The sequence below is a fragment of the Streptomyces sp. NRRL S-244 genome, assembly GCF_000717915.1.
Lineage (GTDB): Bacteria > Actinomycetota > Actinomycetes > Streptomycetales > Streptomycetaceae > Streptomyces.
This window is the reverse complement of record NZ_JOCX01000009.1, coordinates 167,146-183,302: the sequence shown is the minus strand read 5'-3', so window position 1 is coordinate 183,302 and position 16,157 is coordinate 167,146. Positions and strand designations below refer to the sequence as shown.

The window sequence follows — 16,157 nt, the reverse complement described above, 5'->3', positions numbered from 1 at the left end:
GTGGCAGCGGCGGAGCGCGACAGATCCGGGCAGGGCAGCCGGGACCCCGTGACGGGGCCCGGCGAGCGGCTCGCGCTGAACGGCATGGGCAGCTTCGAGTGGGACCTGGCCGCCGGGACGCTGACGCTCGACGAGTCCGGGCTGGTGGTCTTCGACCTGGAGCGGGAGGAGTTCGACGACACCCCGGAGGGGCTGGGGCTGCGGATCCCGGCCGACGACGGGGCCCGGCTGGCGGAGTCCACGCAGGCGGCCCTGGACGGCGGCATGGAGACGTACGGCTCGTACTTCACCGTGCAGCGGCGCGACGGCGCCGACCAGTGGACGCACACGCAGGGCCGGATCCTGCGCGACGCCGACGGGCGGCCCCTGCGGATCGTCGGGATCGTCCGGGACGCGACGGCCGAGCTCGCCCACGCCACCGTGCTGCGCAAGCTGGAGTCGGCGCGGGCCCAGCAGGCCACGATCGTGCAGCGGACGACGGAGGCCCTGTCGCGGGCGGTGACGGTCGACGACGTCACGGCCACGCTGACCGGGGCGGGGGCGCTGGAGCGGCTCGGCGCGGACGGGCTGGCCCTGGGGCTGGTCGAGAACGGCGCCATCAAGATCATCGCGCTGAGCGGGGAGTCGCTGGAGATCCTCAGCGAACGGCGGTTCACCCGGCTGGACGGCTCGCTGCCGCTGTCGCAGGCGGTGCTTACCCGAAAGGCGCGGTTCGTCACTTCCCTCACCGAACTGGCGGGCGAGTTCCCGCTGCTCGCGGACTACCTGCGCCGGATCCGCTTCGACGCCGCCGCCTACCTGCCGCTGATCGCGCAGGCCAAGGCGATCGGCGGGCTGGTCCTGTTCTACCGGCGGCGCAGCGACTTCAGCCCGGAGGAGCGCAACCTCTGCCTGGGCCTGGCCGGCATCGTGGCGCAGTCCCTCCAGCGGGCGCTCCTGTTCGACCAGGAGCGGGAGTTCGCCACGGGCCTGCAGGCCTCGATGCTGCCGCGCCGGATCCCCGAGATCAGCGGCGGGGAGATCGCGGTGCGCTACCACTCCGCGTGGAGCGGGCGGGAGGTCGGCGGGGACTGGTACGACGTGATCGCGCTGCCCCGCGACCGGGTCGGCATCGTCGTGGGCGACGTACAGGGCCATGACACGCACGCGGCGGCGATCATGGGCCAGCTGCGGATCGCGCTGCGGGCGTACGCGGGGGAGGGCCATCCGCCGTCCACCGTCCTGGCCCGGGCCTCCCGCTTCCTGGCCGAGCTGGACACCGAGCGCTTCGCGACCTGCATGTACGCACAGGTGGACCTGGAGACCGGAGGCGTACGGGCCGTCCGCGCGGGCCACCTCGGGCCGCTGATCCGGCACACGGACGGGCGTACGGGCTGGCCGAACGTACGGGGCGGACTGCCGCTCGGGCTGGCCTCCGTGTTCGAGCAGGAGGACTTCCCCGAGACCCGGCTCGACCTGGTCCCCGGGGAGACGCTGGTGCTGTGCACCGACGGCCTGGTCGAGGAGCCCGGCACCGCCATCACCCAGGGCATGGAGGCCCTCGCCCACGCCGTGCGCAGCGGCCCGCAGGAGGCGGGGGCGCTCGCCGACCACCTGTCGGACCGGCTCTGGGAGCGGTGGGGCTCCGGGGACGACGTGGCCCTGCTGGTGCTGCGCCGGGCCCCCGACCCCGGTACCCACCGGGCCCCGCGGATCCACCAGTACATCCACCAGGCGGACCCGGAGGGCCTCTCGGAGGCCCGCTACGCCCTGCGGCAGGCGCTGCGCGACTGGGGCATGCCGGAGCTCGCCGACGACGTGGAACTGGCCGCCGGGGAACTGCTGGTCAACGCCCTGCTGCACACGGACGGCGGGGCGGTGCTGACCATGGAGGTGCTGCCGGAGCCGGTCCGGCGGATCCGGCTCTGGGTCAAGGACCGCTCCAGCGTCTGGCCGCGCCGGCGCACCCCGGGGGAGGCCGCGACCACCGGGCGCGGGCTGCTGCTGGTGGACGCGCTGGCCACGCACTGGGGCGTGGAGTCCCGGGGCGACGGCAAGGCGGTGTGGTGCGAGTTCGACGTCGCGGGCACGGCGCGGAGCGTCGGATGATCCTGTACCGGACGGTGACCTTGCGTTCACGCCGAGTTGTGGCATGCGGGGGCCGGAGTGATGATGCGGTCCATGGAACGGACGACCACACGGACCGGGATCCCGCCGTGCACCGGCTGAACAAGCGGCCGGGCAGGGGGGCCACGACCGCTCTCCTCGCGCTGCTCCTGCTGACCGTCGGCGTACCGACGGCCGTGCACCGTACGGCCGGGCGCCCGCCCGCGGATCCCGGCTGCCGGACCGTCGCGTTCATGTCGATGACCGGCGTGGCGCCCGCCTGCCGGTAGCGGCGGCTACCGGCCGGGCGCGTGTCAGGTGCCCCGCGGCACCGCTCAGTGCTCGTGGACCTCTACGTCCTGCGTGTCCTGGGCGACCGTGGCGACCGACTTCGGCATCACGCCCGAGAGGTGGATCTCCTGGAGTTCCGCGGTGACCTCCGCGTGGCCCGGGTGCACGTTCGCGAAGCGGCCGGGCGCGACGGCGACCCAGCGGTGCTCCCGGCCGTCGCAGACCGGCTGCTCCGCGCCGATGCTCAGCCGGTGGCCCTCCTCCTGTACGACGGTCGCCTTGATCTGCATCACCCCCGAGGGTGACGCCTGCTCGCAGTGGTACGCCCCGGAAAGGGTGACCGCGCCGTCGGCGGCGACGTACGCGTCCTGTACGGAAATGCCCTGCTCGAAAACGGTGGCTTCGGCCGGTGCGGTGAATGCGGTGGCGGCGGTCAGCGTGGAAAGCACCGTCACGGCCAGGCGGCGGGTGGAAACTCGCATGAATCCTCCAGGGGGGTGGGGTGGGGTCGGCACAAAAGCGCCGAAACGCATTGTGCTGGCAGATGGCGGGCAACTCCTTGCGCACACTCGTGTCGGTGTGTGCAATTGCCCGCTCGGGCGCGTGAGACTGGCCGAAATACCTCCGACGAAGGTCCCCGAAGGGATCACGCATGCGCCAGTCCGCTTCCGTCCTCGCCGCCGCCCTCCTCCCCTTGCTGCTGTTCGGTGCCACGGCCTGCTCCGGCGCCCCCGAGGGGGCCGCGCTCGCCCCCGCCGCGGCGCCCGCCGTCCCGGTGGACGACGGCGCGCCGGGGTCCGGGGAGGATCCGGCGGCCGGGGCCCCGGGGGCGGCCCGGGCCGCTTCGAAGGAAGCCCATGTGGGTGAGTCCGTACGGGTGCGCGGCCGCCAGGTGGGCCGGCACCTGCAGGCCCTGCTCAACGCGTACGTCGACCCGGCGGTCAGCGTGGAGAAGGACTACGCCCCGCCCGCGGGGAAGCGCTGGGTGGCCGCCTCGATGTCGTTCGTCAACGTCGGCGGGGACTCGTACGGGGACCTCGGGCAGATGTGGGCGTACGACAGCGCGGGCGGTCGCCACGGGGTGGTGCCGACCGGTGAACTGACCACCGGAAAACCGCTCGTCTTCGAATCCCTCGCCGTCGGCCAGCGGGCCGAGGGGTGGGTGGTGTTCGAAATCCCGGAAAAGGCGCGCATTGTGCGGCTCCAGTACCAGGACGCGAACATGCAGGCGAATTCCGGAGAAGGATTCTGGGCCGTCTAGCCCGCGCGGGTGAAAGGCCGAAAAGGCGCGGCGGGGAGAGCACTAGGGTGCGGCGCATGACTTCAACTCAAGCCGAAACCGACCGGTCTCATCTCGGCACCCTTTCCGTGCTCGCCTGGATCGGCGACCCTTCCGAGGGCCACGACATCCCGTACCTGCTGGCCTACAGCCTCGGCGACGGGCCGCAGGGGCGGGAGGCCGGCGAGACGGCCGCCCGCGGGCTGCTGGAGGAGATCGGCCTGCCCATCGGTGACGTGGTCATGGACGGCACCCGCAACCCGGCCGGCTTCCCCGTGCAGATCGTTCTCGCGGACAACCAGGTCGCGCTGACCCTGCCGGGGCTGAACGCGACCTGCACCGCCCCGGACGAGTGGGTCGCCGCGGCCAACGAGAGCGGCCAGGCCTACTTCCTGTTCGCCACGCGCGCCTGGCCCGAGGCCGTTCCGGGCCAGCCGGTCGATCCGAAGACCCTCCAGGAGTTCGCGGGCGACGAGTCCGTGCTCACGGGCAGCGCGCACTGCGTGCTCGCGGTGCGGCGCCTCCAGTAGGGGCGCTCCCCGGGATCCCCCGGGATCCCCCGGGATCCCCTGGGATCCCTCTCTCCCCCCGCTCCGGCCGCCGGGCCCCCAGCCTGCCCGGTGGCCGGCCGGCCGCGCCCCTCAGGGGCGTTCGAAGGCGAACTTGAGCGAGCGGACCCGGTTGTCGAAGTTCGAGCCCGCCAGGTCCGGCAGCCCCACCGCCCGCAGCCCCACCGGCCGGGTCAGCAGCTCGCGGAACAGGGCCTTCATCTCCACCCGGGCCAGGTGCGCGCCCAGGCAGAAGTGCGGGCCGCCGCCGCCGAAGCCCAGGTGCGGATTGGGCGAGCGGGTGATGTCGAAGGCGTCGGGGTCGGGGAAGACCGCCTCGTCGCGGTTGGCGGAGGCGTAGTACAGCACCACCTTGTCGCCGGGCCGCAGCAGATGTCCGCCCAGGGTGTGTTCGGCGGTCACCGTCCGGCGGAACTGGATGATCGGTGTCGAGTGGCGGATCATCTCGTCCACCGCGCCGTCCGCGTACGTCTCGAAGTCCCCGAGCAGCAGGTCCCGTTGGGCGGGGTGGTCGGTCAGCAGGGTCAGCCCGTGGGTGATCGCGTTGCGCGTGGTCTCCACCCCGGCCACCATCAGCAGCGAGAAGAACGCGCCGAGCTGGCGGGCGTTCAGCGCCTGGCCATCCACGTCCGCGCTGACCAGGGCCGAGATCAGGTCGCCGGTGGGGTTCTTGCGCCGCTCCCGGCCGATGCCCGCGACCATCCGCTGCATCTTGGCCAGGGCCCGCAGCCCGCGCCCGGGCATCCGCAGCCGCGAGGCCAGGCCCCGCTCGACGCCGATGTTCTCCGAGGCGTGGTTGACGCGGTCGGCGATCTCGGCGCGGTAGCGCTCCGGGATCCCCATCATGTTGCAGATGACCTCCAGCGGCAGCCGGGAGGCCACGGCCGTGACGAACTCGTCGGGCTCCTGCGCCAGTACGTCGTCCACGATCCGGGCGGCCACCGCGTGGATGTCCGCCTCGGCCGCCGCCAGCAGCCGCGGGGTGAACGCCCGCTGCACGATCTTGCGCAGCCGGGCGTGGTCCGCGCCGTCCAGGTTGACCATCGAGTCCCCGAACAGCGCCCGCACCCACCGGGCCGGCTCGGGCGTGGTCACCCCGGGCGCGCTGGCGAAGACCTTGGGCAGCCGGCTCGCCTCCTGCACGTCCGCGTGCCGTACGAGGGCCCAGTGCCCGCGGCCCTTCCCCTCGGGCACGTAGACGGGGGAGTCCAGGGCCCGCAGCCGGGCGAACGCCGCGAGCCGCGCCGCCGGGGGCTGCTGCCAGAACGCCGGGTCGGCGAGCTCCCCGTACTCCGCCACTGCCGCGCCCGTGTCCGCGTACCGCTGTACCGGGACCTTCATCGTTTCTTCTCCCTGTCGCCGGCGCGCTCGCCGTGGCCGCCGCGGCCGCGGAGCCCGCCGTCCTCACGCACCAGAACGCTCCCGGTCGGCCAAGGTCACGCCCACCGCGACGGAGGCCGCGGCGACCAGCCCGGCCCACAGCACCGCCTGCGCGCCGGTCCACGCGCAGGCGAGGATCGCCAGCGCCGTGAGCGGCAGGACCAGCTGCTGGGCCGTACCGCGCTTGAAGTGGCGGGAGTGCAGGAGCCAGACGAAGGCCAGGAAGAGCGCCGCCGGGACGCACACCGAGAGGTTGGCGGACAGGCCCGAGAGGTGGGCCTTGCCGACCGTGTGCTCGATCGCCACTTCGATGCCGGCGCCGATGGCCGCGGCCGAAGCGAAGATCACGTAGTGCCCGTACCCCCACGGGATGGCCTGGCGGTTGCTCTGCAGCCGGTCGTGCGCGGGGACCGCGAAGTAGATCCACCAGGCGGCGAAGACCAGCAGCAGCCCGCCCGCGGCGATCGGCAGCAGCTCGCCCAGCGCTTCGTGCTCGTCGATCGCCGACTGGACCGCGACCGTGCTGGCGGCGATGGTCTCGCCGAGCACGATGATGGTGAACAGGCCGTACCGCTCGGCGATGTGGTGCGGATGCCACTGGGTTTGGTAGCTCCGCTCGGCGAGGAGCGGAATCAGCAGCTCCACCATCACGAGCAGCAGGAACAGCCACCTGCGGGACTGCTCGGGCGCGGCGAGCAGGGCCACCCAGCCGGCCTGGCAGAGCAGCAGCCCCACCGCGTACGTGAGCGCCGTGCGCCGGGCCGGACCCCGCTCCCCGGCGGCGGCGCGCAGCCACTGCGCGGCGAGCGCGAAGCGCATCACCACGTAGCCGAGGACGGAGATGGTCCAGTCGTTGTCGTTGAAGGCGCGCGGGATCCCGGCCGAGTAGATGAGCACGCCGGCGATCTGCACCAGGGTCGCGATCCGGTACGGCACGTCGTCGACGTCGTAGGCGGAGGCGAACCAGGTGAAGTTCATCCAGGCCCACCACACCCCGAAGAACACGAAGAGGTAGCCGGTGATGCCGGCGCCGAAATGACCCTCGGCGAGCGCGTGGACGAGCTGCCGGCCGGCCTGCGCCACGGCGACGACGAAGCAGAGGTCGAAGAACAGCTCCAGCGGGGTCGAGGCCCGGTGGCCCTCGTTCCGGCTGCGGGAGGTCATCGGTACGTACGTCATACCGCACAGGACAGCAGCCGTACGCCGGTCGGCAGGCGAGGCGCGCGGCGCCGACGGGGCAGCGGACCCCCTGACCTACGCACTGTGGGCGACGGGACGGTCGCAGGCCCGGGCGGGGGCGGCCGTACCCTGGAGGCATGAGCAGCGCCCCCGCCTCCGACCCGCAGTCCTCGCAGCCCGAGCCCCGGCCCGAGGCCGCCCCCGTGGCGCGGCCGAGGCCCCGGCTCGTCTTCGACGACCCGCTGGACCAGCAGTCCTCGGACGACACCGACCGCGGGTGGGGCGAGCGGCCGGCCTCCGCCGGGAGCGCGGCCGACCTGGCACGCTTCCTCGACGAGAAGCCGCCGCACCACGTCTGACCTGCTAGTACCCCGAGCCGGGGCGGCCGGATCCGCCACCCTGACGCTGGGCGACCAGCTCGTCCCGGATCTCCTTGAGGACCACCAGCTCGGTGATCTCCATGGTCTCCTGGACACCCTCCTTGGCCCGGCGGCGCTGCTCCATCCTGGCCAGGTACTTCGCCATCGGCAGCACCATCAGGAAGTAGACGACCGCGGCGGTGATCAGGAAGGTCAGCGCGGCGTTCAGCACCGAGCCCCAGAGGATGTTCACGCCGATGGCATCCCCCTTCGCGTCGATGCCGCACGGGCCCTTCAGGCAGGACGTGTAACCGTCCAGGCTCTTCGTGCCGATGGCGCCCACCAGCGGACTGATGATCCCCTTCACCACCGAGTTCACGATGTTCGTGAACGCGGCGCCGATGACGACCGCCACCGCCAGGTCGACCACGTTGCCGCGCATCAGGAAGGCCTTGAAGCCTGCCAGGACGCTCTCCTTCTTCTTCTCGCTCACCACTGAGCCTCTCTTCGAATCCGCCGAACATGGAGCCAACGGTTCCGAAAGCTACGGCAGTCCGGGCACGACGTGTCCAATCGGGGGCTGTCTTGTGGTGGCTTGACCGCACGCCGGTCCGATTCAGCACAACGTCACCGCCAGTCGTGCCACCGCACCCGCCCCGACGAGCGCCCGCGCGGTATCCCGGGGCACCGACAGGACCACCAGCGCCCCGGCGTCCCCCACGCCCTTCTCCGGATCGGGCACTTCGGCCACGCGGGCGCCCGCGGCCACCACCCGCGGCGGGCCCGCGCGCTCCGCCGCGACCACGTCCACCCGGTCCCCGGGCCGCAGCAGCCGCACCGTCGCCGCGTCGGCGATGCGCACCGGCGCCGACACCCACCGCACCGCGGCCGGGGCCGGTTTCACCTCCGGCGGCGCGGCGCCCTTTGAGGCCTGGGCCTCCGCCGTGCCGACCACCGCCAGCGCGGCCGCCAGGACGGCCAGGCCGGCCGACGCGGCCCGCCGCCGACGCCGTACGGCGCGGCGCAGCCGGTCCCCGCCCCGGCCCACGCGAAGCGGTGGGAAGGAGGGTACGGGGCGCGCGGGGGGACACGTAGAAGGGGAGGAGAAGCAGGAGGACTTGGACATGACGGCCACCACCGGTGAATCGGGATCCGACGCCCGGACCCAGCGCCCGGACACCCCTCACGATCCGCCGCCCCGCGGAATCCCGCTCACGCCTGTGGACAATCCCCAGCCTGTGGACAACGCCGCCACCCACAGGAGTGAGCCGGCCTCAGACGCCCGGAGGAATCGCCGCGGCGGCGAACCGCGCCCCGCGGCCGCCGAGGGCGTCCCCGGTCACGGCAGTTCGATGCCGAGGTCCCAGCCGTCGTGGGCGTGGGTGCACAGGCAGGCGCGGGATTCCGTCGCGGGGAGGGCCGACACCGCGTCGAAGAGGACCTCGCGCAGGCGGCCGACGTTCTCGCCGAACACCTTCAGGACCTCCGTGTGGGACACGCCCTCACCCGTCTCCGCGCCCGCGTCCAGGTCGGTGACCAGCGCCATCGACGTGTAGCAGAGCCCCAGCTCGCGGGCGAGGACCGCCTCCGGGTGGCCCGTCATGCCGACGACCGACCAGCCCATCGCCGCGTGCCACTTCGACTCGGCGCGGGTCGAGAAGCGCGGGCCCTCGACCACGACCATCGTGCCGCCGTCCACCGGCTCCCACGCACGGCCCCGCGCCGCCGCCAGCGCCACCGAGCGGCCCACCGGGCAGTACGGGTCGGCGAACGTGGTGTGCACGACGTTCGGCACGGAACCGTCGGGCAGCGGCTCCCCGTCGAAGAAGGTCTGGGCGCGGGACTTCGTACGGTCGACCAGCTGGTCGGGAACGAGCAGCGTGCCCGGACCGTACTCGGTGCGCAGGCCGCCGACCGCGCACGGGCCGAGCACCTGGCGCACGCCCACCGAGCGCAGCGCCCACAGGTTGGCCCGGTAGTTGATCTTGTGGGGCGGGACCTTGTGGCTGCGGCCGTGGCGCGGGAGGAAGGCGACCTGGCGCCCGGCCAGCTCGCCGATGAAGAGGGAGTCGCTCGGGGGCCCGTACGGGGTGTCCACCTGGACCTCGGAGACGTCGTCCAGGAAGGAGTAGAAGCCCGAGCCGCCGATGACACCGATCTCTGCGTTAGCCATGCGGCCACCCTAACCGGGCATGCGCAAGGCCCCGCTGCCCGGAAGGGGCGGCGGGGCCTTACGAAAAGCAGACGAGATCAGAGATCAGGCAGCCGACGTGGAGCTCGAGCTGGAGCCGGTGCTCGTGCTCGACGTCGAGGACGCCGACGAAGCGGCCGGGGCGGCAGCGGGCGTCGACGGCTTCGAGGCGGCAGGGGAGCTGCTCGACGAAGCGCCGCGGCTGTCGTTCCGGTAGAAACCGGAACCCTTGAAGACGATGCCGACCGCGGAGAACACCTTCTTCAGGCGTCCGTGGCAGTTCGGGCACTCGGTCAGTGCGTCATCGGTGAACTTCTGCACGGCCTCAAGGCCCTCACCGCACTCGGTGCACTGGTACTGGTAGGTCGGCACGAATTTCCTCCTGGCACTCTGACTCGATGAGTGCTAACGACGTTCCATGGTGACGTATTCCGGCCGATCAGTCCACCGTCACCGGCACGCGGTGACCGACACCACGCTCGTTCACCCGCGCAGCAGGGACCTCCGGAGCAGCGGTGGCAGACGATCCGGCCGACGAGTTGATGATCCGGCTCGGGGCCTTCGGGGCCAGGCTCGACCGCAGCGCGAGCAGGGTCGCCAGCGCCAGCACGGTGCCCGCCATGGGCACCAGGAAGCCGTACGAGGACCCGTGCGCGTCCGTCAGGCGGCCGGCCAGGGTCACGGCGGTGGCCTGACCGAAGGCGACGGCGCCGGTCAGCCAGGTGAAGGCCTCGGTGCGGGCGTTCGCCGGGATCAGGGACTCGATCATCGTGTAGCCGGTGATCAGGGCCGGGGCGATGCACAGGCCGACGACCAGGCCGAGCGCGCCCAGCAGGATCATCGAGTGCGCGGTCCACAGGACCGAGGCGGCCACGGTGAGGCCGGCGTAGCCGAGCAGCAGACGGCGGCGCGGGCCGATCTTCCAGGCGATGGCGCCGCAGGCGATGCCCGCGGTCATGTTGCCGGCCGCGAAGACGCCGTACAGCAGGCCGTTCGCGCCCGGGTTGCCGATCTCGTTGGAGAAGGCGGCCAGCGACACCTGCATGCCGCCGAAGACGGCGCCGATGCCGAGGAAGGCCACGATCAGGACCCGCAGGCCCGGGAAGGACAGCGCGGAGGCGTGCTTCTCGCCCCCGGCCGGGGTGGCGTGAGGCTTCGGCTGGGTGGCGCGCTGGGCGGCGAAGACCAGACCGCCGGCCAGCGTCAGCGCGGCCTCGGTGATCAGGCCGGCGGCCGGGTGGATTCCGGTGCACAGCGCGGTGGCCAGCACCGGGCCGACGACGAAGGTGAACTCGTCGGTGACGGACTCGAACGCGGCGGCCGTCGGCAGCAGCGGGGAGCCTTCCAGCTTGGCGGCCCAGCGGGCCCGGACCATCGGTCCGACCTGCGGGACGGAGGCGCCGGCGGGGACGGCCGCCAGGGCCAGCGCCCACACGGGAGCGCCCAGCAGCGCGAGCGCCACGAGGGTGCTGACGGCGGCGGAGTGCATGAGGACGACGGGGACCAGGACGGCGCTCTGGCCGCGGCGGTCGGTGAGCTTGCCCATCACCGGGGCGGACAGCGCCATCGAGACGCCGGTGACGGCGGCGACGATGCCGGCGCTGCCGTAGGAACCGCTGGTGTGCTGGACGAGCAGCAGGATGCTGATGGTCAGCATGCCGAAGGGGAGCCGGGCGGCGAATCCCGGGAGAACGAAGCCGATGGCTCCGGGCGTGCGCAGAAGCTGCCCGTAACCGGGGCGTGCGGACTTGTCGGTCGTGACCGCGGATGTCACGGCCTGGCCTTTCCGCTGCCTGGTAGAGCGTCCCCGTCTGCGGACGGTGTGCCGCCTCGTGAGCGACCGCACCCGTACATGTGGGAGCCCCGAGAGCTGTCCTCTTGCGCAGAACCGAGTGATACCTGGGCGCCCACTGCGGGAGGGAGCCACGGCCGCTTTGCGGTCGCGCCAGCTCTGCGTCAGGCAGAGTTGGTTCGATGTGGTGTGCCTTTATCGTACAGGCAGACCGGGTGAGTGTCCTGTGATTCCGGCGACATGCGGTGTCTTCACCTGCGATTAACTGGAAGTTCGCATTCCGGAGCACGGTAAAGCGTGGTGAAACGGCCCACAAACCCCCGAAAACACAGAATTAGAACGACGCTCTAACGCTCTGTTGAAGTCGTGTCCGTCATGTACGGACCCCGCTCAGGCCCCGCTCATGCCCTGCTCAGGACCTTCTCAAGCCCCGTTCGAGCCCGTCCCGAGCCATCCGGCCAGCTTGCCGCCCCGCGCCACCGCCCGCAGCCGGGCCTCCGCCGCGTCCCGTACCGGATCCGTGGCCACCACCAGCAGCTCGTCCCCGCGCCGCAGCACCGTCGACGGCAGCGGTACGAAGCTCTTCGCGTCCCGGACCACCAGCGTCACCGACGCCCCCGGCGGCAGCCGCAGCTCGCTCACCTCGACGCCGTGCATCCGCGAGGCCTCCGGGATGGCGAAGGACAGCAGGTGCCCGCGCAGCTTCTCCAGCGGCGCCGACTCGATCCCCAGGTCGGCGGCGCCCGCGTCGGAGTCGCCGAGCTCCAGCTTGCGCGCGAGCCAGGGCAGGGTCGGCCCCTGCACCAGGGTGTAGACGACGACCAGGACGAAGACGATGTTGAAGACGCGGTCGCTGCCCTCGATCCCGGTCACCATCGGGATGGTCGCCAGGATGATGGGCACGGCGCCGCGCAGCCCCGCCCAGGACATCAGGGCCTGCTCCTGCCAGGGCAGCCGGAACGGCAGCAGGCTGACGAAGACCTCCAGCGGCCGCGCCACCATCGTCAGCACCAGCCCGATGATCACGGCGGGCCAGAAGTCCTGGGCCAGCTCGTGCGGGGTGACCAGGAGCCCGAGCAGGACGAACATGCCGATCTGGGCGATCCAGCCGAGCCCGTCCGCGAATCCCCGGGTCGCCGGCCAGTGCGGGAGCTTCGCGTTCCCGAGCACCATCGAGGCCAGGTACACGGCGAGGAAGCCGGAGCCGTGCGCCATCGCGCCGGCCGCGTACGCCGACACCGCGATCGCCATCACGGCGATCGGGTACAGGCCGGAGGCGGGCAGGGCCACATGCCGCAGGCCGTACGCCCCCAGGAAGCCGACCGACAGGCCGATCGCGACGCCGATCGCCAGCTCGAGGGCGATCTTGCCGAGCAGGACGTACCACTGGTCCACCGGGCCGACGGTCGCGAAGGCGACGACCAGGATCACGACGGGAGCGTCGTTGAAGCCCGACTCGGCCTCCAGCACGCCCGTGATCCGGGAGGGCAGCGGCACCTTGCGCAGGACGGAGAAAACGGCCGCGGCGTCGGTCGAGGAGACGACCGCGCCGATCAGCAGCGCTTGCCGCCAGTCCAGCCCGACCAGGTAGTGCGCGCCCGCGGCCGTGACGCCGACGCTGATCGCGACGCCGACCAGTGACAGCACGATCGCGGCCGGCAGGGCCGGTTTGATCTGTTTCCACTTGGTGCCCAGACCGCCCTCGGCGAGGATCACGACGAGCGCGGCGTAGCCGATGACCTGGGTCAGCTCGGCATTGTCGAAAACGACGTTGCCTATGCCGTCCTGGCCTATCGCTATGCCTATGCCGAGGTAGATGAGCAGGCTGGGGAGGCCGCTGCGTGAAGAGATGCGTACCGCCGCGACGGCGACGAGCAGCACGAGCGAGCAGACCAGCAGGAGCTCATTGAGCGTGTGGACGGTCAGCGGGCGGCCCTTTCCTCGAGGCGCCCGGTGGAACGTTCCTCCAGGCGACAAGTCCGGCAAGATCGGCAGGTACTTCGTTACCTTACCTAATATTTGACGCGCCCTTTACGCGATAACCACATTGTGAAACCCCTGTTCGGCCCTGTCCTCGTCACCTCGACCCCTGGCGGATCAACGGACCCGGTCCTGCGCCTATGGTTGCTCCCAGCACTCCCAGGACCACCCTGCCCCTCTAAGGACAGCGATGCCCGCCAACGAAACCGCTCCTCCCGTCAAGAAGAGGGGACGACGCGCCCGTCTGATCGTGCTCGTGCTGGTCCTGGCGCTCGTCGCGGGCTTCGGGTACGGGACGTACTGGAGCATGGACAACGTCCGCGCCTCGTTCCCCCAGGCCACCGGCAGCCTCAAGGTCCCCGGCCTGACCGGGACCGTCGAGGTCAAGCGGGACTCCCACGGCATTCCCCAGCTCTACGCCGACAACGACGACGACCTCTTCCGCGCGCAGGGCTTCGTCCACGCCCAGGACCGCTTCTGGGAGATGGACGTCCGCCGCCACATGACCTCCGGCCGGCTCTCCGAGATGTTCGGGCCCGACCAGGTCGAGACCGACGCCTTCCTGCGCACGCTCGGCTGGCGCCAGGTCGCGCAGGCGGAGTACGACACCAAGCTCTCGGCCGAGACGAAGAAGTACCTCCAGGCCTACGCCGACGGGGTCAACGCGTACCTGAAGGGGAAGTCCGGCAAGGACCTCTCCGTCGAGCACTCCGCCCTCAAGCTCAGCGACGACTACCAGCCCGAGCAGTGGACGCCGGTGGACTCGGTGGCCTGGCTCAAGGCGATGGCCTGGGACCTGCGCGGCAACATGCAGGACGAGATCGACCGCGCGCTGATGTCCAACAAGCTCACGCAGGCGCAGATCGACGAGCTGTACCCGCCGTACCCCTTCGACCGGAACAAGCCGATCGTCGACGCGGGCAAGATCGAGGGCCAGAAGTACGTCCCCCAGGGCGCGGCCGCGGGCTCCACGGGCTCGGGCTCCGGCAAGGGCTCCGGCGGCAGCACCACCGGCTCGCAGGCCTCGGCCAACGGTTCGCAGGGCTCCACCGCCCCCGCCAACCCCACCGGTCTCGCGGACGACACCACCGCCCAGGGCGCCACCGTGGGCCTGCGCACCTCGCTGACCTCCCTCGCCAAGACCCTGGACAAGGTCCCGGCGATCCTCGGTCCCAACGGCAGCGGCATCGGCTCGAACTCCTGGGTCGTCTCCGGCCAGTACACGACCACCGGCAAGCCGCTGCTCGCGAACGACCCGCACCTGTCCCCGCAGCTGCCCTCGGTCTGGTACCAGATGGGCCTGCACTGCCGCGCGGTCTCCAGCCAGTGCAAGTACGACGTCGCCGGCTACACCTTCTCCGGCATGCCCGGCGTGGTCATCGGCCACAACGCCGACATCGCCTGGGGCATGACCAACCTCGGCGCCGACGTCACCGACCTCTACCTGGAGCAGGTCAAGCCCGAGGGCTACGTCTACGACGGCAAGACGGTCCCCTTCACCACCCGCGAAGAGGTCATCAAGATCGCGGGCGGCAAGAGCAAGAAGATCACCGTCCGCACCACCAACAACGGCCCGCTGATCTCCGACCGCAGCGACGAGCTCGGCACGGTCGGCAGCCGCGCCCCCGTCTCCAGCTCGGCCCCCGACCGCGGCAACGGCTACGCCGTCGCCCTGCGCTGGACCGCCCTGGACCCCGGCAAGTCGATGGACGCCGTCTTCAGCCTCAACCGGGCCAAGGACTTCCCGAGCTTCCGCGCCGCCGCCCGCGACTTCGAGGTGCCGTCGCAGAACCTGATCTACGCCGACAACAAGGGCCCCGCCGGCAACATCGGCTACCAGGCCCCGGGCCGCATCCCGATCCGCGGCGCCGGCGACGGCCGCATGCCGGCCCCCGGCTGGGACTCCAAGTACGCCTGGAAGGGCGGCAAGGACGGCAACGCGGGCTACATCCCGCAGGACGAGATGCCGTACGACTTCAACCCGGCGCGCGGCTACATCGTCACCGCGAACCAGGCGGTCGTGGAGAGCGGGACCGGCGCGGGCAAGTACCCGTACGTGCTGACCACCGACTGGGGCTACGGCGCCCGGAGCCAGCGGATCAACGACCTCATCGAGGCGAAGACCAAGGACAACGGCAAGATCTCCACCGACGACATGCGCACCATGCAGATGGACAACAGCAGCGAGATCGCCGCGCTGCTCACCCCGATGCTGGCCAAGATCGAGGTCTCGGACCCCGACGTGCGCTCCGCGCAGAAGCTGCTGGAGGGCTGGAACTACACGCAGGAGCCCGACTCGGCGGCGGCCGCGTACTTCAACGCGGTCTGGCGCAACATCCTCAAGCTGTCCTTCGGCGACAAGATGCCGAAGGAGCTGCGGATCGAGGGCAGCTGCATGAACGTCCAGGAGGAGAGCAGCGGTCCGGTCGACGACCTGGCCAAGACGGTCCGCGAGTGCGGTACGCGCGGCCCCGACTCGGCGCAGCCGGACGGCGGCGACCGCTGGTTCGAGGTGGTCCGCCGCCTGGTCAAGGACGAGAAGTCGGCGTGGTGGCAGACGCCGGCCGCCCGCAACCAGCCGGCGACCGCCACCCGCGACCAGCTCTTCGCGCGGGCCATGAAGGACGCCCGCTGGGAGCTGACCGCCAAGCTCGGCAAGGACCAGTCCACCTGGAGCTGGGGCCGCCTGCACCAGCTGACGCTGAAGAACCAGACGATCGGCACCGCGGGCCCCGGCTTCATGCAGTGGCTCCTCAACCGCGGCCCGTGGAACCTGGGCGGCGGCGAGGCCACCGTGAACGCGACCGGCTGGAACGCCTCCGGCGGGTACGGGGTCACCTGGGTCCCGTCGATGCGGATGGTCGTGAACCTCAACGACCTGGACAAGTCGCGCTGGATCAACCTGACCGGCGCCTCGGGCCACGCGTACCACGACAACTACACGGACCAGACGACGATGTGGGCCAAGGGCGACCTGCTGGACTGGCCCTTCGGCAAGGAGGCCGTGGATAAGGCGACGGTGGAGACGCTGACGCTCAAGCCGTGAGCGGCC

The 16,157-nt window shown here is 71.6% G+C and carries 15 protein-coding genes; 6 read left to right on the top strand and 9 right to left on the bottom strand.

The window, feature by feature from the left end; all coding sequences use genetic code 11:
• Positions 1-2,088 (top strand): SpoIIE family protein phosphatase, encoded by a 2,088-nt coding sequence (locus IF02_RS0113595; protein WP_051696194.1) that lies wholly within the window; start codon positions 1-3, stop codon positions 2,086-2,088.
• A gap of 107 nt (positions 2,089-2,195) precedes the next feature.
• Positions 2,196-2,375 carry a hypothetical protein gene (locus IF02_RS32380; protein ID WP_037836201.1) on the top strand — a complete coding sequence of 60 codons (180 nt, stop codon included), beginning with the start codon at positions 2,196-2,198 and terminating at the stop codon, positions 2,373-2,375.
• 45 nt (positions 2,376-2,420) lie between these two features.
• Here IF02_RS32380 and IF02_RS33105 read toward each other — a convergent pair whose 3' ends face one another.
• The gene (locus IF02_RS33105; RefSeq protein ID WP_158708493.1) at positions 2,421-2,858 is read right to left on the bottom strand and encodes a DUF6299 family protein; all 438 of its coding nucleotides are present in this window, start codon (positions 2,856-2,858) and stop codon (positions 2,421-2,423) included.
• Positions 2,859-3,028: 170 nt separating this feature from the next.
• Here IF02_RS33105 and IF02_RS33100 point away from each other — a divergent pair, with 170 nt between their 5' ends.
• Together IF02_RS33100 and IF02_RS0113575 are read left to right on the top strand one after the other, a co-directional pair.
• On the top strand, positions 3,029-3,637 hold the full coding sequence (locus tag IF02_RS33100) for a DUF4352 domain-containing protein (RefSeq protein WP_051696192.1): 609 nt from the start codon (positions 3,029-3,031) through the stop codon (positions 3,635-3,637).
• Positions 3,638-3,693: 56 nt separating this feature from the next.
• The gene (locus tag IF02_RS0113575; RefSeq protein WP_030156628.1) at positions 3,694-4,185 is read left to right on the top strand and encodes a DUF5949 family protein; all 492 of its coding nucleotides are present in this window, start codon (positions 3,694-3,696) and stop codon (positions 4,183-4,185) included.
• A 111-nt stretch (positions 4,186-4,296) separates the two neighbouring features.
• Here the strand turns inward: IF02_RS0113575 and IF02_RS0113570 are convergent, their stop codons facing one another.
• Positions 4,297-5,565: a cytochrome P450 gene (locus IF02_RS0113570; RefSeq protein WP_030156626.1), complete on the bottom strand. Its 1,269-nt coding sequence runs from the start codon at positions 5,563-5,565 to the stop codon at positions 4,297-4,299.
• A 63-nt stretch (positions 5,566-5,628) separates the two neighbouring features.
• Positions 5,629-6,783: a low temperature requirement protein A gene (locus IF02_RS0113565; RefSeq protein ID WP_037836198.1), complete on the bottom strand. Its 1,155-nt coding sequence runs from the start codon at positions 6,781-6,783 to the stop codon at positions 5,629-5,631.
• 137 nt (positions 6,784-6,920) lie between these two features.
• On the opposite strand from IF02_RS0113565, the gene IF02_RS0113560 reads away from it, so the two are divergent.
• Positions 6,921-7,142, top strand: coding sequence for a hypothetical protein (locus tag IF02_RS0113560; protein ID WP_030156623.1), 222 nt, complete (start codon positions 6,921-6,923; stop codon positions 7,140-7,142).
• Positions 7,143-7,146: 4 nt separating this feature from the next.
• Here IF02_RS0113560 and mscL read toward each other — a convergent pair whose 3' ends face one another.
• The 6 genes from mscL to IF02_RS0113530 all read right to left on the bottom strand — a co-directional run bounded on the left by mscL (position 7,147) and on the right by IF02_RS0113530 (position 13,102).
• Positions 7,147-7,635 (bottom strand): large conductance mechanosensitive channel protein MscL, encoded by a 489-nt coding sequence (gene mscL / locus IF02_RS0113555; RefSeq protein ID WP_030156621.1) that lies wholly within the window; start codon positions 7,633-7,635, stop codon positions 7,147-7,149.
• Positions 7,636-7,758: 123 nt separating this feature from the next.
• Entirely contained in the window at positions 7,759-8,190 is a 432-nt protein-coding gene (locus tag IF02_RS0113550) for a hypothetical protein (protein WP_037836196.1), read from the bottom strand.
• Between the two features lie 291 nt (positions 8,191-8,481).
• Positions 8,482-9,315, bottom strand: a complete 834-nt coding sequence (locus tag IF02_RS0113545) for an S-methyl-5'-thioadenosine phosphorylase (RefSeq protein ID WP_030156617.1) — start codon at positions 9,313-9,315, stop codon at positions 8,482-8,484.
• A gap of 84 nt (positions 9,316-9,399) precedes the next feature.
• Positions 9,400-9,705: an FmdB family zinc ribbon protein gene (locus IF02_RS33705; protein ID WP_078622074.1), complete on the bottom strand. Its 306-nt coding sequence runs from the start codon at positions 9,703-9,705 to the stop codon at positions 9,400-9,402.
• 67 nt (positions 9,706-9,772) lie between these two features.
• Positions 9,773-11,107, bottom strand: coding sequence for an MFS transporter (locus IF02_RS0113535; protein WP_030156615.1), 1,335 nt, complete (start codon positions 11,105-11,107; stop codon positions 9,773-9,775).
• A gap of 441 nt (positions 11,108-11,548) precedes the next feature.
• Positions 11,549-13,102, bottom strand: a complete 1,554-nt coding sequence (locus IF02_RS0113530) for a potassium/proton antiporter (RefSeq protein WP_078622073.1) — start codon at positions 13,100-13,102, stop codon at positions 11,549-11,551.
• Positions 13,103-13,295: 193 nt separating this feature from the next.
• Between IF02_RS0113530 and IF02_RS0113525 the strand changes: the two genes are divergently transcribed.
• Positions 13,296-16,151 carry a penicillin acylase family protein gene (locus tag IF02_RS0113525; protein ID WP_030156612.1) on the top strand — a complete coding sequence of 952 codons (2,856 nt, stop codon included), beginning with the start codon at positions 13,296-13,298 and terminating at the stop codon, positions 16,149-16,151.
• The last annotated feature ends 6 nt before the right edge of the window (positions 16,152-16,157 follow it).